Here is a 24,472-nt window from a genome sequence, read left to right as displayed (position 1 = left end):
TATAATCGGCTTTTAAATTTGTAGTAGGGATTATATTAATAATGGGTTTTAAATTTTTTTTACTCTTTGAAAAGTTTTTGATGGTTATGCCAAAAAAACTACGTAAAAGTTTTTTTGTTTTATTGGCAAACATGGCATACTATCTCTCATCAAGATATAGAAATATAGGATATATAAATTTAGACTTTATCTATGAAGATACGATAAGCCAAGAAAAGAAAAAAGAGATCATCAAATATAGTTTTAAAAATCTACTGCTTAATTTTCTTCACCTAATGGAACTAAGGCATATGAGCAAAGAAGAGCTTGAGAAAAAGGTAACTATAAAAAATATAGAAGTTGTTCATCAAGCTCACAAAGAGGGAAAAGCCATCATATATGTAACGTCTCATTACTGCGCTTGGGAGCTTGGAGCAGCGGCAATTGGGAACTCAGTTGAGAGTGTACACGCTATATTTAAAAAGATGAAAAACTTGGATTATCAAAACTGGGTATTAGAGTCTCGCTCTAAATTTTCAAATAAATCACTAGAGAAATCAAATGTCATTAAACCACTTATAAAACTTGTTAAAAATGGGCAAGCTAGTGGGATACTCATAGACACTGCAATCAATCAAAGAGAGGGTGTTGAAGTTGATTTTCTAGGTAAAAGAGTTCATCAGAGTGCAACTCCAGCATATTTGGCTAGAAAATATAATGCTGCAATTATTCCAACAACCATAAAAACAGATGATGAAGAGAATTACACTCTTATATTTTTTGATGAGATTGTCGTGCCAAGAAGTGATGATGAAAAAGAGGATATAAAAAAAGCAACACAACTTCAAGCAGACTGGCTCACAAAGCTTATATTTGATGAGCCAAAGTTTTGGTTTTGGATACACAGAAGATTTAAAAGTAATTACCCTCAAATCTATAAAAAAAAGAGTTAAGCCCCCTCATACTCTTTTGTTCTTGCCTCAAATAGTTTTAATATTGTAAGGAAAAAAGCAGTAATTGCAGGCCCTAAAATCATACCCCAAAAGCCAAAAGTTGTAAGTCCAGCAATGATTGCAAAGAAGATGATAAGCTCATTCATCCTAGCATCATCCTCTTTTAAGAGTCTTATATTTAGCTCTTTTATAATCAATGGTTTGACAAATGTATCCGCTATTATAGAGATTACTATAACTGTATATAGTGCTATAAAAATAGCATTTGAGCTCTCCCCTATAGAAAACTCATAAAGAGTAAATGGAAGCCACATTATAACGCCTCCAACCACTGGGATAAGCGAAGCAAACCCGTACATGATTCCAAAAAGAAGTCCATTGTAACCCATATACGATACTGCTAGACCAAAAAGTATCCCTTGAAACATTGCATTTATGATGATAGAGTAAAAAACAACACTCATAACAGAGGACAACTCTTTTGCTAGCAACGTAGTTTCATCTACTGACATCTGAACAACTCTTTTTAATAAATCAATAATAAAGCCACCGCTATATTGAGCAAAGAAGTAAAAGATAATTACTAAAAATGCATTTTTTAAATATGCTACGCTCAAAGAGCCAATATTTCCTGTAAATGAAAATATATACGAAGCAATAGAGTTTATACTGATATCTTGTATCGTACTATCCATATAAGGTTTTAAAAACAGAAAATACTCTGGCGGATTTGCCAAGAAATCTCTTATCGTTATCTCAATATTTTTAAAAACAGCAGGATCTACACTATTTAACTGGATACTAAGAGTTACTAAAAAATATCCAAGTGGTACAAAAAATAGCACAGCTAATAAAATACTAGAAAAAAGAGCTGCTAAGAACTTTGACTTTAATACCTTTTCAAAAAAATTATGAATATTTGAAGTAGAGATTGCTAAAAGCGCAGCGATAATTATCCCTAGTAAAAATGGAGCATAAAGAAGATACATCCAATAAAGTGATGTTACAAAAAGTATCGCTACAAAATATTGTGGTTTCAAAAAAGACCTCCATCATCAATTACCGGCATTGTAACATTTAATATTTTATAAGTTGAAGGTGTTGCTTTTCTTCCTTTAGCAGTTCTCTCTAGATAACCATTTGCTATAAGATAAGGCTCTAGTACATCCTCGACTGTCCCCTCATCTTCACTAAGAGCGGCTGCAATTGTACTAAGCCCCATCGCTCTTCCGTTAGCACTAACCAAAAGATTTAAAAGCTTGATATCCATCTCATCAAACCCATGCGAATTTATACCAAGCTCATCAAGCGCATATTGAGCCCGTGTGTGCTTTATATCTTGCTCATTAGCAACATCTGCAAAATCCCTTACACGACGCAGTAGCCTAAGTGCTATACGAGGAGTTCCTCTACTTCTTTTTGCTATCTCCGCGCACGCTTCATCTGCTATTTTTTTATTTAATTTTAAAGAGGCTTGAGAGATTATTTTAGAGAGTTCCTCTGGTGAGTAAAACTGCATTCTAAAGTTCATTCCAAATCTATCACGAAGAGGATTTGATAACATTCCAGCTCTTGTTGTAGCCCCGATGAGAGTAAAGCGTGGAAGGTCTATCTTTAGAGTTTGAGCAGCTGGCCCACTTCCTATGATGATATCTATACGAAAGTCCTCCATTGAGGAGTATAATATCTCTTCAACGGCTGGAGAGAGACGATGAATCTCATCTATAAAGAGTATATCTCCCTCTTCCAAGTTTGTTAAAATCGCTGCTAAATCGCCACTTTTTTCTATCATAGGTGCTGCAGTTACTTTTATATTTGCATTCATCTCAGTTGCAATAATAAGAGCTAACGTTGTTTTGCCAAGCCCAGGAGGTCCATAAAAAAGAACATGGTCAAGTGCTTCTGCTCTTTTTTTACTAGCCTCTATAAAAACACCAAGGTTTTTTTTAATCTGTTCTTGTCCAATGTATTCACTCCATGCACTAGGGCGAAGAGTTACCTCAACAATCTCTTCGCTATCAAAACGCTCTATCTCAACTATTCTTTGCATATCTTCTCTTAATAGGTATGTATATCTTGAGGAAACTCTCTTGTTTTAACCTCATCGGCATAACTCTTTATTGCCTCTTTAACTAAAGAAGCGCCATCAAGGTATTTTTTTACAAACTTTGGCGTAAATTCCTCAAAGAGCCCAAGCATATCAGAAAACACAAGAACTTGCCCATCTACATCCTTGCCAGCGCCAATTCCTATAACTGGAATCTTTACTGATGCTGCAACCTCTGCCGCAACTTCTGCCTTTACTCCCTCTATAACCATACAAAAAGCACCTGCCTTCTCTATAGCCTTAGCATCTTTTATGAGTTGAATTTTCTCATCCTCTGTTTTTCCTTTTACTTTATAACCGCCTTCACTTCTAAAAGCTTGTGGTAAAAGTCCAATGTGTCCACATACTGCGATTCCGTTTGAGCAAAGATGGCTAACTATCTCAGCCTTATCTTCTCCACCCTCGATTTTAAGAGCATCTGCACTTGATTCTTGAAAAACTTTGATGCCATTTCTAAGCGCCTCATCTTTGTTTATGTACGTTCCAAAAGGCATATCACAAACTATAAAACTATTTTTTGCTCCCATTGCAACCGCGTTTGTATGATATATCATCTGAGAAAGTGTTGCACTAAGTGTATCAGCTCTTCCAGCAAAGCTCATATTTAAACTATCACCAACTAAAATCATATCTGCACTTGATTCAAAAAGCCTTGCAAAAAGTGCATCATAAGCAGTTATCATAACCAAAGGATGCGAGCCTTTACTTTTCTTGATAGAAGTTATTGTCATTTTTTTTGCCATATTCAACTCTTTATTTTAATAAAAAGTATTTTAACTAAAAATAGATATAATTTTGGACTTAGGGGAGAAATACTTTATGGGCGTAAAAAGTGATTTAGATTCTACTTTTGATTATGAAATAGTTGATGAGTTCCTTGAGCACTACTCCATGATGGTTGATTCTATGGATGTTATGATCATAGATTTATCAAAGCCTAGCATGTACGAGCTAAGTATTAGTGAATTATTTCGTGTTTTTCACAATATCAAATCAGCTTCAGCTTATTTAAAAATCACGCCAATGACAAAACTTGCAGCTTTTGTTGAAGATGCGCTTGAAAATATCAAGACAAATTATTCAAGCGTTAATGAAGAGACTATAAATTGGTTACTTGAGATTAGCGATATGTTTAATACTTGGAAAAATGATTTAAGAGTTGATAATGAGCTAAGCCATATAAAATTTTCTCTATTAAAATTACCTGATTTGGAAAACAATTGAAAAAATTAGTAGCATATATTACATCTGGTTACCCAGAAAAATCTTTTAGTGTTGATTTGTCATTAGCACTAAGTGAAAATGGAGTAGATACACTTGAACTTGGAGTTCCTTTTTCAGACCCAGTGGCAGATGGCCCTTTAATAGAGCTTGCAAATCATAGAGCGCTTGAGTCTGGATTTAGATTTAAAGATCTTGTAGAGATTTCTAAAGAAGTTGCACCTAAAGTTGATACTCTTTGGATGGGATACTTCAATAGCTTCTATCAACAAGATATGCAAAAACTACTCCCTTTTGCAAAAGAGATTGGGCTAAGTGGGTTTATTATCCCTGACTTACCACATGAAGAGAGTTCAGCGTTTAATAACCTCTTTGAGGCAAACGCTCTCTCAAACATTAGTTTTGTAGCACCAACTGACTCTAAAGAGAGAATTGCGCAGATAGTAAAAGGGTCTAAGAAGTTTATCTATATGGTTGCTTATACAGGTATTACTGGCTCTGGTAAGGCAGAGGACTTACAACCAATTTTATCAAATATAAAAGAGTTTACACAAACACCTATCTATGTAGGTTTTGGAGTAAATAAAAAAACAGCAAAAGATAAAGTAAAAGGTGCTGATGGCGTAATAGTAGGAAGTGCTTTTGTAGAGATACTCTTAGATGAAACTCTGAGTTATAAAGAAAAAATAAGTAACTGTAGTGAGCTTGCTAAAATTTTAAAGAGTGAGATAAATAGTTAAAATTTGCGAAGGTGCCTAAATTAGGCATTTTACTAAATGGTGCGCCCGACACGATTCGAACGTGTGACCGCTGGTACCGCAAACCAGTGCTCTATCCAGCTGAGCTACGAGCGCACACCATCTCTATTAAAGAGGATGGAATTATATCACTCTTAACTTATATAAGAATAAATCTTGTATTAGATTTCTAATTTTTTTGTGATTTCTTCTATCTTTTGCTCTTGAAGATATAACTCATGATTTTTGCGTACATACGCATGAAGTAGCGCTTTTAAATCGTTATTCCCTTCTATATTAAAATCTGCTCTCATCTCTCTTTCTAAAAAAGATGCAAATTGATCATCAACATCAACATCAAAACGGCGGCCACCTATGTTTAATCCTATTTTTTTACTCATCTTCTCAGGCCATAATACTTTCTAGTTTATCTACAATTGACTCTATCTCAGAATCTTTAAGTGCATTTTGTTCTATAAGTTTTTCTATCTCTTGGCTCTTTAGTCCACTCTCGGCTTTAAGTCTTACATTCTCAAGCCTAAGCGTCTCAGTTTCCTCTTTTAATGCTTTATAATGTTCCACAATTGTTGATATTTTATCGTTTAGTTTTGTTAAAGTTGTCTCTTCATGCATAAAAAATCCTATCTAAATTATATAAACACAATTCTATCATAATTTGTAATTTATCTATGGCCATTAACTCTTCTAACTACTCATTATAATAAAAATAAAATGTTTGACTTGTTACAATAGGAGCATCTTTAAAATATAAAGGAAGTTTATGAAAAGAGTTGTAGTAAAAGTTGGAACAGCAGTTTTAACGCAAAACAACGAAATTGCTAAAGTGCGTATGCTCAATCTTGTAACGCTAATAGCCAAGCTAAGAACAAGATATAAGGTTATTCTAGTAACGTCTGGAGCTGTTGCAGCGGGCTATTCAACGCTTAAGTTAGATAAGAGAAAACAGATTGGTAAAAGAGCGCTTGCTGCGGCTGGCCAGCCTATTTTAATGACAGCTTATAAGAATAAATTTGATATTTATGATATCCCAACAGCACAAATTTTACTCACAGAGGATGATTTTGACTCAGGAAAAAGAGTAACTATGTTTCAAGAGATTATTGATGCACATTTAGACAATGGGATTTTACCTATCATAAATGAAAATGATATAAGTTCCACTCCAGAACAGCTCTTTGGTGATAATGATCAACTATCCGCAAATGTCGCGCATGCTACTGGAGCAGAATTGCTAGTTATACTAAGTGACATTGATGGTTATTATGATAAAAATCCGCAAGAGAATAAAGATGCCAAAATTTATAAAATAATAAATGAAATTCCACAAGATTTACTTTTTGATGAATCAACACCAAATAATGAGTTTGCAACCGGTGGTATAGTGACAAAATTAAAAGCTGCAGATTTTTTGATAAAAAAAGGACTTAAAATGTTTTTATGTAATGGATTTGACCTTAGTGCTGCAGAATCATATCTTTTACAAGACAAACACACACTAGGAACTATTTTTGAGGTAAAAAAATAGTTAATGATTGATAGCGCAGAAGCGTGCTATCAAACTCTCTACTTAATCGTAATCTTCTGAAAATTTGTTTCTATGTTGAAACTTTTCTGTATGTTCATACTCATCTTCATCCAATCCATACTCAAGCTCATTTTCAACGATTCTCTCATAACCCATTTTATTTAGTTCGTCATCTATACCTTCGTTATCGATGCCATTTTTTCTACTAAAATCTAAGATATAATCGATATCTTTTCTCATTACCACATTTAGTTCGAGAATAAATTCTAAATCTTTAAACGTCATATTTGCCCTCTTAACAAATACATTTCACTACTGTGAATTTTATTACGCAATACACGCAACACTCTTAATGTACTTACCATCAAGACCCTAATTTCCATTTTGTTCAAACAAAATTATACTCACAAATAAAAAAAAATTTGCTAAAAATAACCTTAAAGGAAACTCCTATTTCACTTAGAGAAAATATGTTATAATCTACCCAAAATATCGGATTTGCTCAATGTTAAAAAAGAAAATTATTGGTACAAAAGAGATTATATCAATCCCAGATTTAGAACTTTATAACCTTGACGCGAAAGTTGATACTGGAGCTGATTCAAATGCCCTGCACTGCGATGATATATATATAGATGAAGATGACATTGTTCACTTTAGGTTGCTTGATGAAGTTCATGAGGCATATCATGGGAAAAAAATATCGCTTCCTCTTTATCAGATGAAAAGAGTAAAAAGTTCCAATGGAGAGACTCAGAACAGGCCTTCTATTAGGGTGAAAGTTGACTTCTTTGGTAAAAGTTACCTCACAGTTATCTCTTTGACAAATCGCTCCGATATGAAATATCCAATGCTAATAGGAAGAAAGTTTTTAGCAAAAAGATTTTTAGTTGATGTTTCGCAAGAATATCTCACAAAACAGACACAATAGACCTAAAGAAGCAGAAGATGAAAATTTACGTATTATCAAGAAATAAAGAGTTATATTCAACAAAGAGATTAGTTCAAGCAGCTGAGCAGAGAGGCTGGGAAGTAAGGGTTATAGACTACCTAAAATGCAGCATTGAGATAATGAAAGATGAATTAAAAGTAAATTATTTAGGAAAAGAGCTCCCAACTCCTGATGCTATTATCCCAAGGATTGGTGCTAGTAGAACATTTTTTGGAACTGCGATGGTAAGACACTTTGAGATGATGGATGTCTTTAGCACAACAGGTTCTTTGGCTATAAAAAGAAGTAGGGATAAACTTAGAAGTCTTCAAATACTCTCCAAAAATGGTGTTGATATGCCAAAAACAGTTTTTGCCTCGAACAAATCAAATGCAAAAGACGTAATAGCCCTAAGCGGCGGTGCTCCACTTGTTCTTAAGATACTAGAGGGCACTCAAGGAGTTGGTGTTGTTTTAGTGGATAGTGAAAAAGCTGCTAAATCTGTTTTGGACGCTTTTTATGGAATGGATGTAAATCTACTTGTTCAAGAGTATATAGAAGAAGCTGGCGGAGCAGATATAAGAGTATTTATCGTTGATGGAAAAATTGTAGGTGCCATGAAACGTCAAGGCGCTGAGGGAGATTTTAGATCAAACCTTCATCAAGGCGGAACTGCAACAGCACATAAACTTACAAAGAAAGAGAAAGATACAGCTCTAGCAGCCGCAAAGTCTATGGGTCTTGGAATCTGCGGAGTTGATATGATTCAATCAAACAGAGGACCACTTGTTATGGAGGTAAACTCCTCTCCTGGATTAGAAGGAATTGAAAAATCTACAAAGATTGATATTGCTGGAAAAATCATGGAGTATATTGCAAAAAACATACGTCCAAAGAGCGAAATAAACCCAGAAAAAAGAAAAATTAAAAAAGATAGCATTGGAGCTTAATTGTCATCTAGCGCAAAACTTATTTTATATGGGCAAGAGATACCACTGGGGGCGTCTCTTAGCATAAACCTCGAACTCCCAAACCTCTACAATACACCGACAAAACTTCCTATTCACGTCATAAGAGGAAAAAAGAGTGGCCCAACTATTTTTATAAGTGCCGCTATTCATGGAGATGAGCTAAATGGTATAGAGATTATAAGACGTCTTCGAAAATTAGCCATTTTAAAAAAGATACATGGCACGATTATCCTTGTTCCAATCGTCAATATTTATGGAATCATGACCTTATCTAGATATTTGCCTGATAGAAGAGATCTAAACAGAAGTTTTCCAGGGAGCACTCATGGCTCCTTGGCTAGTAGAGTTGCTAAAATATTTTTTGATGAAATAGTGCGAAGATGTGATTTAGGTATAGATTTACATACCGCTTCCATCCACAAATCAAACCTTCCTCATATAAGAACAAATATAGATAACAGTTATACATTTAACCTTGCAAAAGCATTTCAAGCACCTGTTATTTTGCACTCTGAAGTAAGAGATGGCTCACTTCGAGCTGTTGCACAAGATGAGGGGATTCCTATACTTTTATACGAAGCAGGAGAAGCGTTAAGGTTTGATGAGAAGTGCATTAGAATCGGTGTAAATGGGATAATAAATGTGCTTAGAGAGAGCGGTATGCTTCCAAAAATAATAAAAAAAACTGAGAAGAAAAACCCTCTTGTTACAAAAAGTAGCCAGTGGATACGTTCCATTGAGAGTGGTATGCTAAGAACAATCAAGGCTTTGGGCGACACTGTACGCAAAGATGAGCTAATTGCATTTATTGATGAAGCTATTGGAGATAATAGTTTTGAGTTAAGAGCGCCATTTGATGGAGTAATCATTGGCAAATCTGAGATTCCTCTCGTACAAGAAGGTGATGCTGTTTTTCACATTGCAAAATTTAGAAATCTTGAAGTTGCCGAAGATAGAATCGAGCACTTTAATGAAAATACAATTGAGCTTAGTGAATTTTTTGAACTAAATAATGAAGAGATAATAGAATAATCATGGAACTTTTTTACGATATATTAAAACAACTAATAAGAATACCAAGCGTTGTAGGTGCTGAACAGCCATTTTTTATGTTTATAAAAAGAGAGCTTGAAGAGCGTGGAATTACAGTTGAATACTATGATGGTGTTTTAGTAGCAAAAGGAGACAACCCAGAGCGTGGATATATTTCAGCGCACTCTGATAGACATGGTCTTGTTTGTACGGGACATAATGAGTTTCAATACGCTGCATTTATCGCAAAAAACAAAGCGGACTTAACAGGAGATTCAAATTCAGAGCAACTTTTACACAACTTTACAGCTAGATTTGTTGATGAAAAAGTTCAAGCTTACCAACCATGGTCTGGCACATATTTAGGCCTTGGCTCTATAAAAGAAGCTTATCTTTGCCAGAGAAGAAACAACATTATTTTTAAAATTGACGGTTTTGATTATCTTACACCTGGGATGCCAATAGCATTTATGGATAAGCTCGACATTAAAGATGATTTAATCTCTGCACAGTTAGATAATGTAATAAGTGTTGCAATGATTATCTACATGTATGCCATAGGTTATCAAGGTACAGCTTTTTTTACAGCGTCTGAAGAGGCGGGGCGAAGTTGGAGATTTTTATTGGAGTGGTTTAGACGCTTTGATATAAAAACCAATGAGCTTTTGGTTCTAGACACTAGTCCTTACCCGACACTAGAGGAACTTAGAAATATAGATATAGTTCTAAGACATAGAGATTCAAATGCAGTTTTTAGATCTCCTCTTAAAGATAAAATAAAAAAAATAGCTATCAAAGAGAAGATAAAGTTCAACTTCAAAGATACATACTTAAAAAATAAAATGCAAAAAAACAGAACTATTAGCTCTCTTGGAACTACTGAACTTGGAAGATTGATTTTTGCAACAAAAGGCGAGATTCAGGGCACAACACTCCAGATTCCAACTATTGGTTATCATACAGTTAATGAAACAACTACAAAAAGAGCAGTTGAGAGTATGATAAAGGTTTTAAAAGAAATTTATATTTCATAAGTATGGAGCGTTTGATGAAAAAAATAGCGTATTTTATAGTTGGCTTTAGTTTTTTGTTATCTCTTTTAAATGCTGAAGATTTTTTATATTTTGAAAAAGAAAAAAACATATGGCTACAAACATATAATAATCAGCTAAAGGCCCAAGCCCTTGATGGCGAGATTCAAGCTATAGAGAGAAGTATAAGAGAAGCGGGTCCTAAGAAAAAAATAGAGTTAAATCAACTGCTTCAACTTCAAACTAGTAAAAAGAAAATACTAGATGAACTCCCTCAATCTTTTGATACACTGCTAGAGAAAATCACTGTTGAAGATGCCAAGGATATAGGGCTAATAGAGTATTTATTTACAAGTCTAAAGAGCAAATTCAACATACAAACTCAACGTTTAAAAATCTTAAAACAAGAGTTTGACGATGCAGTTACCTTCTTAGAAAAAGAGTTACAAGCGAGCGAAGCTTTAGAGAGTAGAGATTTTTTTAAAGAGTATCAGCTAAAAAAAGCATTAGATTTTTTTGAAAATGCAAGAGGACTCTTGGATAATAAAGAAGAGGTTTTAAAGCGTACAAAACAGAGATATCTTAGCGAATTAGCGGCTTTCAAACAGACTCAACTTCCAATTTATATGATTAAAATTGCAATTTTAATTTTAATTTTTATTCTTTTTAATCTTCTCAAATACTTTATAACAAAAAAAATAGATAACGAAGATAGACTCTTTAGATTAAAGCGAGTGCTAAACATTATCTTTTTTCTTCTTGTTTTACTTATGTTGATTATTTTCAATATCAGTAACATTATTTATGCCGCAACGCTTATTGGTGTGATAGCAGCAGCAATAACTATCAGTATGAAAGAGTACCTTCAAAGTATAGCAACTTGGTTTCAACTCTCCTTTGGAAACTTTATAAAAGTTGGAGATAGAATTCTTATACAAGTAAACAATAACCAAATCATAGGAGAGATTATAAACATCTCACTATTTCAAGTTACACTTTATGAAAGCATAAACAACACGACTGCCCTAGAGTTAAAACGCTCAGGAAGAACTGTTTTTATACCAAACAATTTTTTTGTAACAAATTATGTTTATAACTATACACATGATAGAATGAAGACTATCTATGATCTTATAGAGTTTAAAATCCCTTTTAATGCTGATACAAAAAAAATAGAAGAGTTGGTAACAGAGATAACATATGAGAGCGTTGGAAAATACATGGAAGTCGCTTCAAAACAGTTTTCAAGTCTAAGAAGGAGATATGATATGCGCTCTAGAGAGTTTAGGCCTCGTATCCATTTTGTTCCCGATACTAAGACGTCATGTTTTATTCTATATATTTGGTACGCTGCTCCATACCACCACATTATGGAGCTAAAATCTCAATTAAGCCAAAAAATTGTAAAAAGATTACAAGAAAATGGAGTTGAATTTTGCTCAAATTAAACCATAAGGATATAGCATGAATATAGTTAAATTGCTAGATGATCTTCATTTAGATGACTTAAAAAATCCTATGCATCCCTCCATATTTGATGAAAACGATAACTACGATATGTTGATAGTAAGATTACCTATTATAGATAAAAAACTTGAGTTAATCTCTATAGGATTTATCATCACAAGTGATAATAGTTATATCTACACTAGAGAAAAAGATATTTTTGAAGAGCTTGGAAATCGCTTTGAAGCACCATATAAAATGTTAGACACGATAATAGATAATCTGCTTAAATCTTTTGAAACATATCGTGATTTGATTGTCGATATGGAAGAAGCACTTTACCTAAACAAAACACAAAAATCTTTTATAAACAAATGGCTTGAACTTAAACGCAATATTGTGAGAGTAGAACGTGTACTTATGCACGCATCTTCAACGATGGATAAAATGATTGAGTATTATACAGATACTAAAAAATTTCCTATCAATCACTATATGGATTTACATGAGCATCTAGAGAGAACTCTTAACTCAGCAAAACTGCAACTATCAAAACTAGACTATCTTTATAATTTTCATCATGCACAAACAAACGAAAGAATGAATCATCTAATCTATATTTTAACGATAATCTCTGCGATTTTTTTACCACTAAATTTGGTTGTAGGTTTTTTTGGAATGAATACAAGCGGCCTTCCTTTTTCAGATGGGGCATCAGGAACAAACAGCGTTGCAATTTTCATGATATATTTATCAGTTATTATGTTTGGAGTTATATATTTTGTAAAGAAGAAAATTTAAAAAAGGTGGGTAAGTCACTAAAACAGGCCACTGTAAGACCTATTTTAGAAGGAGAAATAAAATTTTTAGATATTAATAAATATCTGTTGTCGGGTGATTCGGTTTACTAACTGTAGTACTAGCCTCTTTTACATCGTAATGAACGATATTATCAGCTTGTAGGGCACCTAGAGTTAATGCGATTAATAAAATAATCTTTTTCATGCTTGTATCCTTTGGTAAGAACGCGTTACGCTCTAAATTTTTAAATCAGAGAAATTTTATCCGATTTAACTTTTAAATTACTTGTAGCTTTATAATTATTTCTTTCTTTTAAGTTTTAATTTATTTATGCTAAAGTTGCAAAATCATTAAGGAGCTTTATGCAGTTTCATCGTGTCCATATTGAAGTAACAAATATTTGCGGTCTTGCTTGTAGTTTTTGCCCTCCAAAAGCAAATCCATCAAAAACTATGTCTCTTGATTTCTTTGAAAAAACACTCAAAGAACTGACTCCATATACAAAGACTCTAGCCTTTCATGTGATGGGAGACCCTCTGCTTCTCTCTAATTTACATGAGTATCTTGATATTGCTAAAAAATACAACTTTGAAGTAGAGCTAACAACAAGTGGTTACTATCTCTCTAAACATAGTGCTAAAACACTTTTTCATGAAGCAGTTCGCCAACTAAACATCTCACTAAACAGTTTCAACAAAAATAGTCTAAACATTAGCTTTGAAGAGTATATAGGGCATGTTTTAGATGTTTGCTCACAAAAACTAGAGGACTTTTCCAAGCCTTTTATAAATCTTCGTCTTTGGAATCTTGATGATATCTATTCTGAAGAGTCATATAATAAACTCATATTTGAGAAACTAAACTCTTTTTTTAATACAACTATTGATACTGAGACTATCTATAAAGAGAAGATAAAATCTCTGCGCCTTGCCCCAAAAGTACTACTAAACTTTGATAGCTATTTTGAATGGCCCTCACTAGAGTCCACTCACAACTCTCACGCACCTTGTTATGGGCTATCTTCACATATTGGCATACTAGCAAATGGCACTGTTGTACCATGTTGCTTGGATGGCGATGGAGTTATAAATCTTGGCAATCTTAATGAGCAGAGTTTAAGAGATATACTCTTCTCAAAAAGAGCAACCGATATGATAGACGGTTTTAAAGAGAATATTGCAGTTGAAGAGCTTTGTAAAAAATGTAGCTATAAAGATAGGTTTTTAAACTCCTAAATTCCTCATGAAATTACCAGCTATTAGCGTGCTTCTATTTTTAAAAAAATCGGCGATTTCTGGGACATAGATACTATCTTGAGTTTCATAAAATAGTCTCAACCAGCCTTGAAATGCTTCTCTTGAGATACCTTCGATATCTAGATGAGGAGCAAATGGGCTACCTCTATAAGCACTATCCCCAAGAGCGATGGAAGCCCAAAAATTTGTTAATATCTCTAAATGAGGACGCCATTTATCATTTTTCATATCGTCTCCTAATTTTTCAATAAAAAACGGAGCAACAACAATATCTTTTAAAACTTTTGAATAAAACAAAAGCACCATCTTATTTAGGTTTTCTTTTGTAACTTCATTATATAACATCTTTTCTACTTTCATTTTATGTGTTAAAGTACCTTTAGTACCTTTTTTGTGATTGTATAAAACCGACCCTACTCATAATATAAAGATATAACTCCACCAATGAAAACTCAGGCAAATTTTAAAGTTGAATCTACCCTTGAATGGACATAGAAAACTCTTCTATAAGTTTTTCAGGCCCATCTTTGAGTCTTTGCTTTACCATTAATGCAAATTCATCAGGATAGATTTCAAACTCTTTGTTTTTCATAGAAGTTAAAACTACATTAACTATATTTTCTGGTTGTGCCTTTTGCATAGGCGAGCCTTCTGTCATTTTTGTCTCTATTGGTCCGGGAAGTACTTCATAAACTTCGCCGTCAAAAAGCCCAAACTCAGCTCTTAGTGCTTGCGAGAATGAGTGCAAGGCACTTTTAGATATAGAGTAGTTTGCAAGGATTGGGAGGTTTACTAATGCAATTATTGAAGTAACATTGACTACTGTGCCTTTTGAAGCTTTTAGTTTTTCAAAAAGCGCCTGCGTTAGATTAATAGTTCCTTTTAAATTTACTTCTATATCTAAAAAACTATCATCAAATAGTCTAGAATTTGAGTTCACACCAGCATTATTGATAAGAATGTCAAGCTTATCTATTTTTGAGAGTACTTTTTTTATGGACTCTTTTGACGCTATATCCAACTCTATTGCTTCAATTTTAGCACTTATAGATTTTATATTTTCTAAACTTTTTATATCTCTAGCGCTGCAATAAACTTTACTTGGATTTAGCTCTAATATTTTCTTTATAAAAGCAGTACCTAAACCACCATTTGCTCCTGTAATGAGTACAATTTTATTTTCCATTTTAATCCTTTTAAATATTATTATAAGACCTATTTAGAAGCTTTATTAACTTCATCTTTTTATTATCTAAACCTGATAAAACTTTAAAATATTATACAATAGATTAAACTACTAGTTCTCTTGCATTATCCTCGTTTAGTTATAATTCCATTAATGAAAAATCAGCCAAATTTTAAAGTCGTATCTCCTTATCAACCAGCAGGTGATCAGCCTGAAGCTATAAAAGTGCTCAGTGATTCTATCCTCAAAGGCAATCGTTATCAAGCCTTAGAGGGAGTGACTGGTAGTGGAAAAACACATACAATGGCGCGTGTTATAGAAAATGTAAAGATGCCAACCATCATCATGACACATAACAAAACTCTTGCGGCTCAGCTTTATAGTGAGTTTCGTCAGTTTTTTCCAAACAATCATGTTGAGTACTTTGTATCTTACTATGACTACTATCAGCCAGAAGCGTATATCCCTCGCCAAGACCTTTTTATAGAAAAAGATAGTGCGATAAATGACGAGCTGGAGCGCCTTCGTCTCTCTTCTACTGCAAATCTGCTTAGTTATGATGATGTCATAGTTGTTGCTTCTGTTTCTGCAAACTATGGTTTAGGTGACCCTGAAGAATATGAAAACATGGTTCAATCTGTCTCCATTGGGGATGTGATTCCTCAGAAAAAACTACTTCTTAGGCTTATTGAAATGGGCTATTCAAGAAATGATACATATTTTGATAGTGGGCATATTCGTGTAAATGGGGAGACTTTAGATGTATTTCCTCCTTACTTTGAGCAAGAGGCAATCCGTATAGAATTTTTTGGAGATGAGATAGAAGCGATATACACTTTTGATACCATTGATAACAAAAAACTCGAAGATCATAAACAGTTTACTATATACGCAACTTCACAGTTTAGTGTGCGTCAAGAGAAGTTAGCGGTGGCTATAAAGCGGATCGAAGAGGAGCTTGATGATAGACTTGCATACTTCAAAAAAGAGGGCAAGCTTGTAGAGCATCAACGATTAAAGCAGAGAGTTGAGTTTGATTTAGAGATGCTTCAAACCACCGGAATGTGTAAAGGGATAGAAAACTACTCAAGACTTTTAACTGAGAAAAAAACAGGAGAAGCACCTTATACACTTTTGGACTATTTCGCACTCCATCATAAAGAGTATCTAGTTATCGTGGATGAGTCACACGTATCGCTTCCTCAGTATCGTGGGATGTATGCAGGAGATAGGGCTAGAAAAGAAGTTTTGGTTGAGTATGGTTTTCGCCTTCCTAGCGCTCTTGACAACCGTCCTTTGATGCTCGATGAGTATATAAACAAGGCTCCACACTATCTTTTTGTCTCAGCAACACCATCTGCTTATGAGCTTGAACTCTCTAGCGTAAAAGCAGATCAAATTATTCGTCCAACTGGGCTACTCGACCCAATCTTAGAGATAAAACCATCTACAAATCAAGTAGAAGATATACATGATGAGATAAAAAAAGTCACCCTTAGAAATGAGAGAGTGTTAATCACTGTTTTGACAAAGAAAATGGCAGAAGCACTAACTAAATATCTAGCAGATTTGGGCATTAGAGTTGAGTATATGCACTCTGACATAGACACAATTCAAAGAAACCAGATTATCCGCTCACTTCGCCAAGGCGAGTTTGATGTTTTGATTGGGATAAATCTTCTACGTGAGGGGTTAGACCTGCCAGAAGTTAGCCTTGTAGCAATTATGGATGCCGATAAAGAGGGCTTTTTAAGAAGTGAGACTTCTCTTATACAAACCATCGGTAGAGGTGCTAGAAATGTAAACGGAAGAGTTATCTTATATGCAAATAAGGTAACAGGCTCTATGCAAAGAGCAATAGATAAAACAAACGCAAGACGAGAGATGCAAGATGAGTACAATAAAACTCATGGCATTACTCCAACTACTACTATCAGAAAGCTAGATGAAAATCTAAAAGTTGAAGAGTATGGAGATATTTACCAAAAAAATAAAAAAATGGATAAAATGCCTGCTTCAGAGAGAAAAGCAATGGTTACGCAACTCTCGCTAAAGATGAAAGAAGCAGCGCGTGAGCTAAACTTTGAAGAAGCAGCTCGCCTTCGCGATGAAATAGTAAAAATAAAAAAACTGTGAGAGATATATGGAAGATACATTTAGTAATTTAGCAACTTATGGATATATAGGACTTTTCCTATACTCCCTTGGTGGTGGTTTTGTAGCAATCATTGCTGCTGGGGTAATGTCTTTTATGGGAAAGATGGATTTAACTCTCTCAATAACAATAGCTTTTATAGCCAATGCACTTGGGGATTTCTTGCTCTTTTATATGGCAAGGTATCAAAAAGGCATAATGATGGAAGGGCTTAAAAAACATAGAAGAAAACTAGCTCTTGCACATATTATGATGAAGAAAAATGGTTCTTGGATTATTTTTATTCAAAAGTTTGTTTATGGGATTAAAACACTTATTCCTATAGCTATTGGACTTACAAAATATGAATTTAAAAAGTTTGCAATTTTAAATATTTTAAGTGCTGGAGTTTGGGCTTTAGTTTTTGGTTTAGGAAGTTACTACTCTGGTGGTTTTTTAATGAAAATAGCCGAAGTAATTACTCAAAAGCCGTGGATAGCGCCTATAATACTTGTAGTTTTTGGTGGAGCTTTATGGCTGTATATGTCATATGCCACTAAACGAAAGATTAAAAAGTAAAGTTTTTCTTAAAGACAAAAGAAGAGATCAACTCTCTATCTTTGGTCCCGCTGCAGAGTAGTCAAACTCGCTATTTGCAATCTGATATTTTTTGAAATTTGCATTAAACATATTTGCTAACATGTCTCTTTTTTTATCAAATGCTTCTTTATCACTCCAAGCGTTACGAGGATTTAAAATTTCTGGATTTATGTTTCCAAGAGTTTTTGGAACTTGAAGATTAAACACTTTAGTATTATCAAACTCACTCTCTTTGATGCTACCATCTAAAATAGCATTGATACAAGCGCGAGTATCTTTTATACTCATTCTCGCTCCAACACCGTAAGCTCCACCTGTCCAGCCAGTGTTTACAAGATATACATTTACATTATGCTTATCTATCTTATCACCAAGGAGCTTGGCATACACCGTTGGATGTAGTGGTAAAAAAGCCTCTCCAAAACATGCACTAAACGTTGCAACTGGCTCAGTTATACCACGCTCAGTTCCAGCAACCTTAGCCGTATATCCGCTTAAGAAGTAGTACATTGCTTGTTCACGAGATAACTTTGAAACTGGAGGAAGAATACCAAAAGCGTCTGCACTTAAAAAGATTATATTTTCAGGATGTCCAGCGCTTAAAGATATTTCATGATTTTTTATATGCTCTATAGGGTAAGAGACGCGAGTATTTTCTGTTTTACTTCCATCATTGTAGTCAACGACTCCATCATCATCTATAACAACGTTTTCAAGAAGTGCACCAGATTTTATGGCATTAAAAATTTCAGGTTCATTGTTGCCATTTAGGTTGATAACTTTTGCGTAGCATCCACCCTCAAAGTTAAATACTCCATTATCATCCCAACCATGCTCATCGTCTCCAATGAGTTTTCTATGAGGATCTGTTGAGAGAGTAGTTTTGCCGGTTCCACTAAGGCCAAAGAAAAGAGCAGTGTCTCCTCTTTTACCAACGTTTGCAGAACAGTGCATAGAAAGTTTACCTTCTAGTGGTAACCAGTAGTTCATCATTGAAAAAATACCTTTTTTCAACTCACCACCATACCAAGTTCCACCGATTATTGAGAGGTTATTCTCAATATCAAAAAGAATAAAAACTTCAGAATTTAGTCCATGCTCTTTCCACTTATCATTTACTGCCTTACAAGCATTTAAAACCGTAAACTGTGGTTTAAATCCTTTTAATTCAGTCTCAGTTGGGCGAATAAACATATTTTTAACAAAGTGTGCTTGCCAAGCTATTTCTGTAACAAAACGAATTGAGCGTTTAGAATCAACACTAGCACCACTATAAACATCAGTAATATATAAATCTTTGCCTGAGAGTTGCTCTCTTGCAACCACTAAGAGCTCGTTAAAAATTTTTTCACTTATTTTTTGATTTACATCGCCCCAAGCGATATATTTGTTTGAAGGGTCTCTATCTACAAAATATTTATCTTTTGGACTGCGCCCTGTAAATACCCCAGTATCTACAGCAGTAGCCCCATTTGTCGTAAGTACACACTCTTTGTTCTCAATTTCATGTCTAATTAATTCATCATAATCAAGGTTATGATAAACCTTTTTAACATTCTTTAAGCCTATATCTTCTAACTCGGTTAAGTTCATAACTTGCCTTATTCTGCTTTTTAAATATAGATGAAATTATACACTTAATATACCTAAATTAAAAGTAAATATCGGGGCTTGCATATAAATTTCAACAACTTCTCAAACACTAAAGTTTAGAAAAATTAGTTTAAGTATCTTTTGATAAAATTCCAATCTTGCTCGCATAACTCAGTTGGTAGAGTGTTACCTCGACAAGGTAAAAGTCACTGGTTCGAGTCCAGTTGTGAGCACCATCATTTAACAACTCTCTTATATCTAACTTATTTTTACACTGTTCTTTGTGAATTAAACTATATCCTTTGATTAATATAAAATTAGATAGAGTAACTTCATTATTTCAATGCTAAGCGTATGTACATGAAAAATAGACAAAGATCAATATTTTATACACTCTTTCTTGCAATTAGTATTACTATCCTTATTGCTGTTTTTATTGTGAGTAAAATATTTTATGAACAGACAAAAGAGTACCTTCTTAAAAATATAGACAGCGATATCAAAACAAGTCTAATACAATTAAAAAACAGTATCTACCCTTTTATGGATTCATACTCTATACATGAGTATGAAAATCTTATAGAAAATGAACTAAATCGTGAACATGTACTTGCAATAATTGTTGAAGATTATAATATGGCAAAAATAGTAGGTTCAAAGTATTTAGTTGGCAAAATCAACAATAACTCTAAAACAGAAGAGTATGACTCAAACAATAAATCTCATCAAGAAAAAATAGCGCACTCATACTCACATCTTCAAGATAACATTGAGAATCAAAATGGTTTAATATTGGGACATATAGATATTTATGCCTCTGATAAGTTAGTGCAAGAAAAACTCAAATATTTCATTAATGCAAGTATTATAATTGCGCTACTTAGCACTATAATTGTCTTATTGGTAATATATTTTGTACTACATCGAATAATACAAAAACCTCTCAATAACATTATGGAAATAATTAATAACAAAACAGTTGATGGAATACCAACGAGTACGATTCCTAGTTATAACTCCAAAGAGTTAGCCATCCTATCATTAACTATTAACAATATGATTGAGTCCATTAAAGAATCAAGATATAAGTTAGATCAAAACATTGCATTTTTAAAAAGTTATGAATTGGCACTTGATAAATCAAGCATAGTTACAAAGTCAAATCTCAAAGGCAATATTATTTATGCAAATGAGTATTTTTATGAAATTTCAGGTTTTACTCCAGAAGAGGTAATTGGAAAATCTCATAATATTATAAGTCATAAAGATACTCCAAAAGAGATATACAAAGAACTTTGGGAGACGGTAAAGCGCAAAAAAGTGTGGAAAGGAACTCTGAAAAATAGAGGCAAGTTGGATGATTATTGGGTAGATTCAACAATTTTACCAATTTTAGATGAAAATCAAAATATAGTTGAATTTATTGCCGTTAGGCATGATATAACTAAAATGATTAAGCAGCAAGAGCAGCTTGATAAAATTGCAAATACTGACACATTAACTAATTTAGGAAATAGATATAAACTTATACATGATATAAATCATAGTCTCCATCCTGCACTTGCAATAATAAATATAGACAATTTTTCAGAGCTTAATGACTTTTATGGATATGAATTAGGTGATTATATACTCAAACAAGTAGGCTCAAACATATCGGGATTGACTGAGCATGTAGATACCAATGTATATCATCTTCAAGGTGATGAGTATGTTTTATTTAACAGTGATGTAAATAAAAATGAATTTGAAAAAAATGTAAATATCCTAGTAAGTGCCTTAGCTGATATGTCCGTTAAAATAAATGATGAGTTTTTAAACTTTAATTTTACAACTGGTATATCATTTGAATCCAAAGATAAGATTTTATCAACTGCAGACATGGCTTTAAAAGTTGCAAAAAGAAATAATGAAAACGTCATAGTTTTTAGTGAAAAGATATCTTTAAATGAAGAGTATGAGAACAATATTTATTGGTCAAAAAAAATAAGAACTGCCATTATAAATGATGATTTCATTCCAGTTTATCAACCTATCATCAATAATAAAACAGATAAAGTAGAGAAGTATGAATCGTTAGTTAGGATGAAGGATGAGGATAAGCTAATATCTCCTTTTTTCTTTTTAGAGATATCAAAAAAGACAAAGTACTACTCAACGATAACTAAAATAATGATAGAAAAATCTTTTGAGAAGTTTAAAGATAACAACCTAGAGTTTTCTATAAATTTAACTATTGAAGATATTTTAAACAAAGAGATAGAAGAGTATATATACGATATGTTGCGTATTTACAATATCGGTCCAAGAGTTGTTTTTGAGATAGTTGAATCAGAATCAATAGAGAATTTTAAAGAAGTTTTAGATTTTATAAATAAAATAAAAAAATTTGATAGCAAAATAGCTATTGATGACTTTGGTACTGGTTATAGTAATTTTATCTATTTGATGAAACTCAATACCGATTATATAAAAATTGATGGTTCACTTATAAAAGAGATAAATACAAATAAACAAGCTCAAGTAGTTGTAACAATGATTGTAGATTTTGCTAAGAAAATGGGTATAAAAACTGTCGCTGAATTTGTAGAAACACAGGATATACAAAATAAAGTTTTAGAGCTAGGTATCGATTATTCTCAAGGTTACTTTTTTAGTGAACCAAAAACAGATATTTTAAATTAAGTGAGGATAGATATGAGCTTTGTAAAAATCACTCTCTTTGTAACTCTTTTTGCATACTTTAACATTTTAGGTGCAGCAGAAGTTAAGACAGAGTTATCTAAGAAAAAGATAGCTTATATTGTCTCTGATATAAGAATACCATTTTGGCAAATCATGAGTAGAGGCATAAAAAAGAGTGCTGATGAGTTAGGTTATGACGTAACTGTTTATAGTTCAAACAATATTAAAAAAACAGAGATAAAAAACACTTTAGAAGCGATAAAAAATCAAGTAGATGCAATAATTCTATCCCCAATTAACTCCTCTTCCGCAGTTACTGTTTTAAAGTTTGCAAACAGCGCAAACATTCCGGTCATAATTAGTGATATAGGCACTCAGCGGGGTGAGTACCTCTCATATATCTCTTCAGATAATGAAAATGGAGCATATGAGATAGGTCAAGTTCTTGCTCAAAAAATGAAAGAACTTGGATGGGATAAAAATGGATCTGTTGGCATAGTAGCAATTCCGCAAAAAAGAGAAAATGGAAAAGCTAGAACAACTGGTTTTATGAGGGCCATGAGTGAATCAGGCATTAAGGTTGAAGGTTTAAAACAGCAAGTAGATTTCTCATATAAAGAAACTTATGATTTCTCAAAAAAACTCATAGAACAAAGTAAAGAGTTAAGAGCTATTTGGCTTCAAGGCTCAGATCGATATAAAGGTGCGCAAGACGCTATAAAACAGAGCGGCAAAGAGGGTGAGATTTTACTAATAGTTTTTGATGCAGAACCAGAGTTTTTAGAGCTAATTCCAAGAGGAGTAATAACAGCAGCTGCGATGCAACAACCATATGTATTTGGAGAAAAAACGGTAATGCTATTAGATGATTTTTTCAATAAAAAAGATGTTCAAAAACATATTCAACTCTCTATATTGCCAATTTCTACAGACAATATAGAAAAAAATATCCCTCTAATAAAAAGAAATGTATTAGGTATTTTAGAGTAAAGAATAAACTTTTCTTATTGTATTGGCAGGTAGTAGGCTACAGCGATTGATGACATAACCGCAGCTAGCCAAATCGTAGGTATCATTCTATACTTTAATTTAACATTTTTCAAACTCATAAAGTAATCAGTAATAAGCTCTCCTTTTATGAAGGTAGTCATTAGCAAAATGCCAACCATAAGTGTATTTACAAAGTCAAATTGCCCAAGAAAATAAGTAAAAATAGTAAAAACCACTAAAACTATCCATATCAATTCAGCTCTCTTCTTCATCTTTTCTCACCTTAAAATATAAACTAGTGGAAACAATATAATCCACAACAAATCCACAAGATGCCAATAAAGGGCACCACTCTCTATACCTCTACAATTTTGCTCGCTATAGCAGCCAATTTTTGTCCTTTTTCGAATGTTAAAGAGGATAACTACACCTAGAACTACGTGCATAAAATGAAACATTGTTAAAAGAAGATAGAACATAAAAAATGTATTTGTACTAAGGTTAATACCTTGAGAAAATATATCTGAGAACTCTAAGAGTTTATTTATTAAAAACATTATTCCAAAGAGTATGGCAGCCAAAAGCCATCTTGAAGCCGACTCATTGGAGGCTTGAATGTTCTCAATTCTTGCATTTTTTACTGTGTTGAGCGCTTTTACTACAAAATAACTACTTGTAATAAGTATCAAAGTATCAACAAAGCCCGATGCTTGGTTTAGAACTGATTGAGATGCGTTAAATAGCTCAATATCAGCTCTTCTTGAAAATGCATAGCCAAGAAACATAAGACCAAAAGTTAGCAACTCTATATAGATAACTATCCAAATGGCAAAATCACCCGGAGGATAAGACTCTTTTAAATGAACAATTTTGCTCATTATGCACTCTTTGCAAAATGCAATGAGATTAGTTTTTGCAGAACTTCTAAGATATCATCTTCATCGCTAAGAGACTCAACTATAGAGTGCATGCAAGCCTGATACGGGTCAAAACCTTTTACCATTAGTTTTGCTGCATAAATCAAGAGTCTTGTTGAAACTGCTTCTTGAATATCACTATCACTAAGTCTGCGAATCTCTCCTGCAATATCAACAAGTTTTTGTGCCATCTCCTCACTCACACCGCTCTCTTTGATGATAACAGTTTTTTCAATTTCTGGCTCGGGATAGGTAAAACTAAGAGATATAAATCTCTGTTTAGTACTTGGCTTCATCCCTTTTAAAGCGTTTTGATAACCAGGGTTATAAGATACCACTAACATAAAATCAGGATG

Annotated in this window: 28 protein-coding genes and 2 tRNA genes; 16 read left to right on the top strand and 14 right to left on the bottom strand. The window is 33.4% G+C overall.

The window, feature by feature from the left end; translation table 11 throughout:
* Nucleotides 1-41: 41 nt before the first annotated feature.
* A complete protein-coding gene (locus tag PHI38_RS02725) occupies nt 42-932 on the top strand; it encodes a lipid A biosynthesis lauroyl acyltransferase (protein WP_299852482.1) in 891 nt (296 codons plus the stop codon).
* Here the strand turns inward: PHI38_RS02725 and PHI38_RS02720 are convergent.
* From PHI38_RS02720 to panB, 3 genes are read right to left on the bottom strand one after another with little or no spacing between them, the layout of a single operon-like run.
* Nucleotides 929-1,972: an AI-2E family transporter gene (locus tag PHI38_RS02720; RefSeq protein WP_299852479.1), complete on the bottom strand. Its 1,044-nt coding sequence runs from the start codon at nt 1,970-1,972 to the stop codon at nt 929-931. The two genes, PHI38_RS02725 and PHI38_RS02720, sit on opposite strands and share 4 nt — an antisense overlap.
* A complete protein-coding gene (gene ruvB / locus PHI38_RS02715) occupies nt 1,969-2,982 on the bottom strand; it encodes a Holliday junction branch migration DNA helicase RuvB (RefSeq protein WP_299852477.1) in 1,014 nt (337 codons plus the stop codon). Before ruvB ends, PHI38_RS02720 begins: the two co-directional genes overlap by 4 nt.
* A gap of 8 nt (nt 2,983-2,990) precedes the next feature.
* A complete protein-coding gene (gene panB, locus PHI38_RS02710; RefSeq protein ID WP_299852474.1) occupies nt 2,991-3,782 on the bottom strand; it encodes a 3-methyl-2-oxobutanoate hydroxymethyltransferase in 792 nt (263 codons plus the stop codon).
* Nucleotides 3,783-3,858: 76 nt separating this feature from the next.
* Between panB and PHI38_RS02705 the strand changes: the two genes are divergently transcribed.
* Both PHI38_RS02705 and trpA read left to right on the top strand, forming a co-directional pair.
* On the top strand, nt 3,859-4,263 hold the full coding sequence (locus PHI38_RS02705; protein WP_299852471.1) for an Hpt domain-containing protein: 405 nt from the start codon (nt 3,859-3,861) through the stop codon (nt 4,261-4,263).
* Nucleotides 4,260-5,000, top strand: coding sequence for a tryptophan synthase subunit alpha (gene trpA / locus PHI38_RS02700; protein WP_299852468.1), 741 nt, complete (start codon nt 4,260-4,262; stop codon nt 4,998-5,000). The genes PHI38_RS02705 and trpA overlap by 4 nt, the downstream gene beginning before the upstream one ends.
* Nucleotides 5,001-5,037: 37 nt before the next feature.
* Here trpA and PHI38_RS02695 read toward each other — a convergent pair.
* From PHI38_RS02695 to PHI38_RS02685, 3 genes are all read right to left on the bottom strand, one after another.
* Nucleotides 5,038-5,114: transfer RNA gene (locus PHI38_RS02695), tRNA-Arg, on the bottom strand.
* A 65-nt stretch (nt 5,115-5,179) separates the two neighbouring features.
* Nucleotides 5,180-5,398 (bottom strand): hypothetical protein, encoded by a 219-nt coding sequence (locus PHI38_RS02690; RefSeq protein ID WP_299852465.1) that lies wholly within the window; start codon nt 5,396-5,398, stop codon nt 5,180-5,182.
* A gap of 4 nt (nt 5,399-5,402) precedes the next feature.
* Nucleotides 5,403-5,630 carry a hypothetical protein gene (locus PHI38_RS02685; RefSeq protein ID WP_299852462.1) on the bottom strand — a complete coding sequence of 76 codons (228 nt, stop codon included), beginning with the start codon at nt 5,628-5,630 and terminating at the stop codon, nt 5,403-5,405.
* Nucleotides 5,631-5,778: 148 nt separating this feature from the next.
* Here PHI38_RS02685 and proB point away from each other — a divergent pair, with 148 nt between their 5' ends.
* The gene (proB, locus tag PHI38_RS02680) at nt 5,779-6,543 is read left to right on the top strand and encodes a glutamate 5-kinase (RefSeq protein ID WP_299852459.1); all 765 of its coding nucleotides are present in this window, start codon (nt 5,779-5,781) and stop codon (nt 6,541-6,543) included.
* Between the two features lie 42 nt (nt 6,544-6,585).
* Here proB and PHI38_RS02675 read toward each other — a convergent pair whose 3' ends face one another.
* Entirely contained in the window at nt 6,586-6,828 is a 243-nt protein-coding gene (locus PHI38_RS02675; RefSeq protein WP_299852456.1) for a hypothetical protein, read from the bottom strand.
* Nucleotides 6,829-7,048: 220 nt separating this feature from the next.
* On the opposite strand from PHI38_RS02675, the gene PHI38_RS02670 reads away from it, so the two are divergent.
* From PHI38_RS02670 to PHI38_RS02645, 6 genes are read left to right on the top strand one after another with little or no spacing between them, the layout of a single operon-like run.
* On the top strand, nt 7,049-7,474 hold the full coding sequence (locus tag PHI38_RS02670; RefSeq protein WP_299852453.1) for a RimK/LysX family protein: 426 nt from the start codon (nt 7,049-7,051) through the stop codon (nt 7,472-7,474).
* 17 nt (nt 7,475-7,491) lie between these two features.
* Nucleotides 7,492-8,424: a 30S ribosomal protein S6--L-glutamate ligase gene (gene rimK, locus PHI38_RS02665; protein WP_299852450.1), complete on the top strand. Its 933-nt coding sequence runs from the start codon at nt 7,492-7,494 to the stop codon at nt 8,422-8,424.
* Nucleotides 8,425-9,477 (top strand): succinylglutamate desuccinylase/aspartoacylase family protein, encoded by a 1,053-nt coding sequence (locus tag PHI38_RS02660; RefSeq protein ID WP_299852447.1) that lies wholly within the window; start codon nt 8,425-8,427, stop codon nt 9,475-9,477.
* 2 nt (nt 9,478-9,479) lie between these two features.
* Nucleotides 9,480-10,511, top strand: coding sequence for a peptidase M42 (locus PHI38_RS02655; RefSeq protein ID WP_299852444.1), 1,032 nt, complete (start codon nt 9,480-9,482; stop codon nt 10,509-10,511).
* Between the two features lie 14 nt (nt 10,512-10,525).
* Complete coding sequence (locus PHI38_RS02650; protein ID WP_299852441.1) at nt 10,526-11,956, top strand: mechanosensitive ion channel domain-containing protein; 1,431 nt, start codon at nt 10,526-10,528, stop codon at nt 11,954-11,956.
* Nucleotides 11,957-11,972: 16 nt separating this feature from the next.
* Nucleotides 11,973-12,755, top strand: coding sequence for a CorA family divalent cation transporter (locus PHI38_RS02645; protein ID WP_299852438.1), 783 nt, complete (start codon nt 11,973-11,975; stop codon nt 12,753-12,755).
* A 72-nt stretch (nt 12,756-12,827) separates the two neighbouring features.
* Here PHI38_RS02645 and PHI38_RS02640 read toward each other — a convergent pair whose 3' ends face one another.
* Entirely contained in the window at nt 12,828-12,959 is a 132-nt protein-coding gene (locus PHI38_RS02640; RefSeq protein WP_299852435.1) for a hypothetical protein, read from the bottom strand.
* Nucleotides 12,960-13,117: 158 nt separating this feature from the next.
* On the opposite strand from PHI38_RS02640, the gene PHI38_RS02635 reads away from it, so the two are divergent.
* A complete protein-coding gene (locus PHI38_RS02635; RefSeq protein WP_299852432.1) occupies nt 13,118-13,990 on the top strand; it encodes a radical SAM/SPASM domain-containing protein in 873 nt (290 codons plus the stop codon).
* On the opposite strand, the gene PHI38_RS02630 is transcribed toward PHI38_RS02635, so the two are convergent.
* Nucleotides 13,979-14,371 carry a group III truncated hemoglobin gene (locus tag PHI38_RS02630; protein ID WP_299852429.1) on the bottom strand — a complete coding sequence of 131 codons (393 nt, stop codon included), beginning with the start codon at nt 14,369-14,371 and terminating at the stop codon, nt 13,979-13,981. The genes PHI38_RS02635 and PHI38_RS02630 overlap by 12 nt on opposite strands.
* A 115-nt stretch (nt 14,372-14,486) precedes the next feature.
* Nucleotides 14,487-15,197, bottom strand: a complete 711-nt coding sequence (locus tag PHI38_RS02625) for an SDR family NAD(P)-dependent oxidoreductase (RefSeq protein WP_299852426.1) — start codon at nt 15,195-15,197, stop codon at nt 14,487-14,489.
* A 153-nt stretch (nt 15,198-15,350) separates the two neighbouring features.
* On the opposite strand from PHI38_RS02625, the gene uvrB reads away from it, so the two are divergent.
* Together uvrB and PHI38_RS02615 are read left to right on the top strand one after the other, a co-directional pair.
* Nucleotides 15,351-17,333, top strand: a complete 1,983-nt coding sequence (gene uvrB / locus PHI38_RS02620; RefSeq protein WP_299852423.1) for an excinuclease ABC subunit UvrB — start codon at nt 15,351-15,353, stop codon at nt 17,331-17,333.
* 7 nt (nt 17,334-17,340) lie between these two features.
* The gene (locus PHI38_RS02615; protein WP_299852420.1) at nt 17,341-17,910 is read left to right on the top strand and encodes a DedA family protein; all 570 of its coding nucleotides are present in this window, start codon (nt 17,341-17,343) and stop codon (nt 17,908-17,910) included.
* A 27-nt stretch (nt 17,911-17,937) separates the two neighbouring features.
* Here the strand turns inward: PHI38_RS02615 and pckA are convergent, their stop codons facing one another.
* Entirely contained in the window at nt 17,938-19,524 is a 1,587-nt protein-coding gene (pckA, locus tag PHI38_RS02610; protein WP_299852417.1) for a phosphoenolpyruvate carboxykinase (ATP), read from the bottom strand.
* Nucleotides 19,525-19,684: 160 nt separating this feature from the next.
* Between pckA and PHI38_RS02605 the strand changes: the two genes are divergently transcribed.
* From PHI38_RS02605 to PHI38_RS02595, 3 genes are all read left to right on the top strand, one after another.
* Nucleotides 19,685-19,760, top strand: a tRNA-Val gene (locus tag PHI38_RS02605).
* Nucleotides 19,761-19,884: 124 nt separating this feature from the next.
* Entirely contained in the window at nt 19,885-22,209 is a 2,325-nt protein-coding gene (locus PHI38_RS02600; RefSeq protein ID WP_299852413.1) for an EAL domain-containing protein, read from the top strand.
* Between the two features lie 12 nt (nt 22,210-22,221).
* Nucleotides 22,222-23,199: a substrate-binding domain-containing protein gene (locus PHI38_RS02595; RefSeq protein ID WP_299852410.1), complete on the top strand. Its 978-nt coding sequence runs from the start codon at nt 22,222-22,224 to the stop codon at nt 23,197-23,199.
* 14 nt (nt 23,200-23,213) lie between these two features.
* On the opposite strand, the gene PHI38_RS02590 is transcribed toward PHI38_RS02595, so the two are convergent.
* The 3 genes from PHI38_RS02590 to PHI38_RS02580 all read right to left on the bottom strand — a co-directional run.
* Nucleotides 23,214-23,471: a cytochrome C oxidase subunit IV family protein gene (locus PHI38_RS02590; protein ID WP_299852407.1), complete on the bottom strand. Its 258-nt coding sequence runs from the start codon at nt 23,469-23,471 to the stop codon at nt 23,214-23,216.
* A gap of 6 nt (nt 23,472-23,477) precedes the next feature.
* On the bottom strand, nt 23,478-24,077 hold the full coding sequence (locus PHI38_RS02585) for a cytochrome c oxidase subunit 3 family protein (protein WP_299852404.1): 600 nt from the start codon (nt 24,075-24,077) through the stop codon (nt 23,478-23,480).
* Nucleotides 24,077-24,472 (bottom strand): CbbQ/NirQ/NorQ C-terminal domain-containing protein (locus PHI38_RS02580; RefSeq protein ID WP_299852401.1); only part of this gene is annotated, 396 nt, incomplete at its 5' end. The genes PHI38_RS02580 and PHI38_RS02585, both read right to left, overlap by 1 nt.

The organism is Sulfurimonas sp., from assembly GCF_028694895.1.
Taxonomy (GTDB): Bacteria; Campylobacterota; Campylobacteria; order Campylobacterales; family Sulfurimonadaceae; genus Sulfurimonas.
Note: the sequence above shows the minus strand (reverse complement) of the source record. Positions and strands in the feature narration are given on the sequence as shown.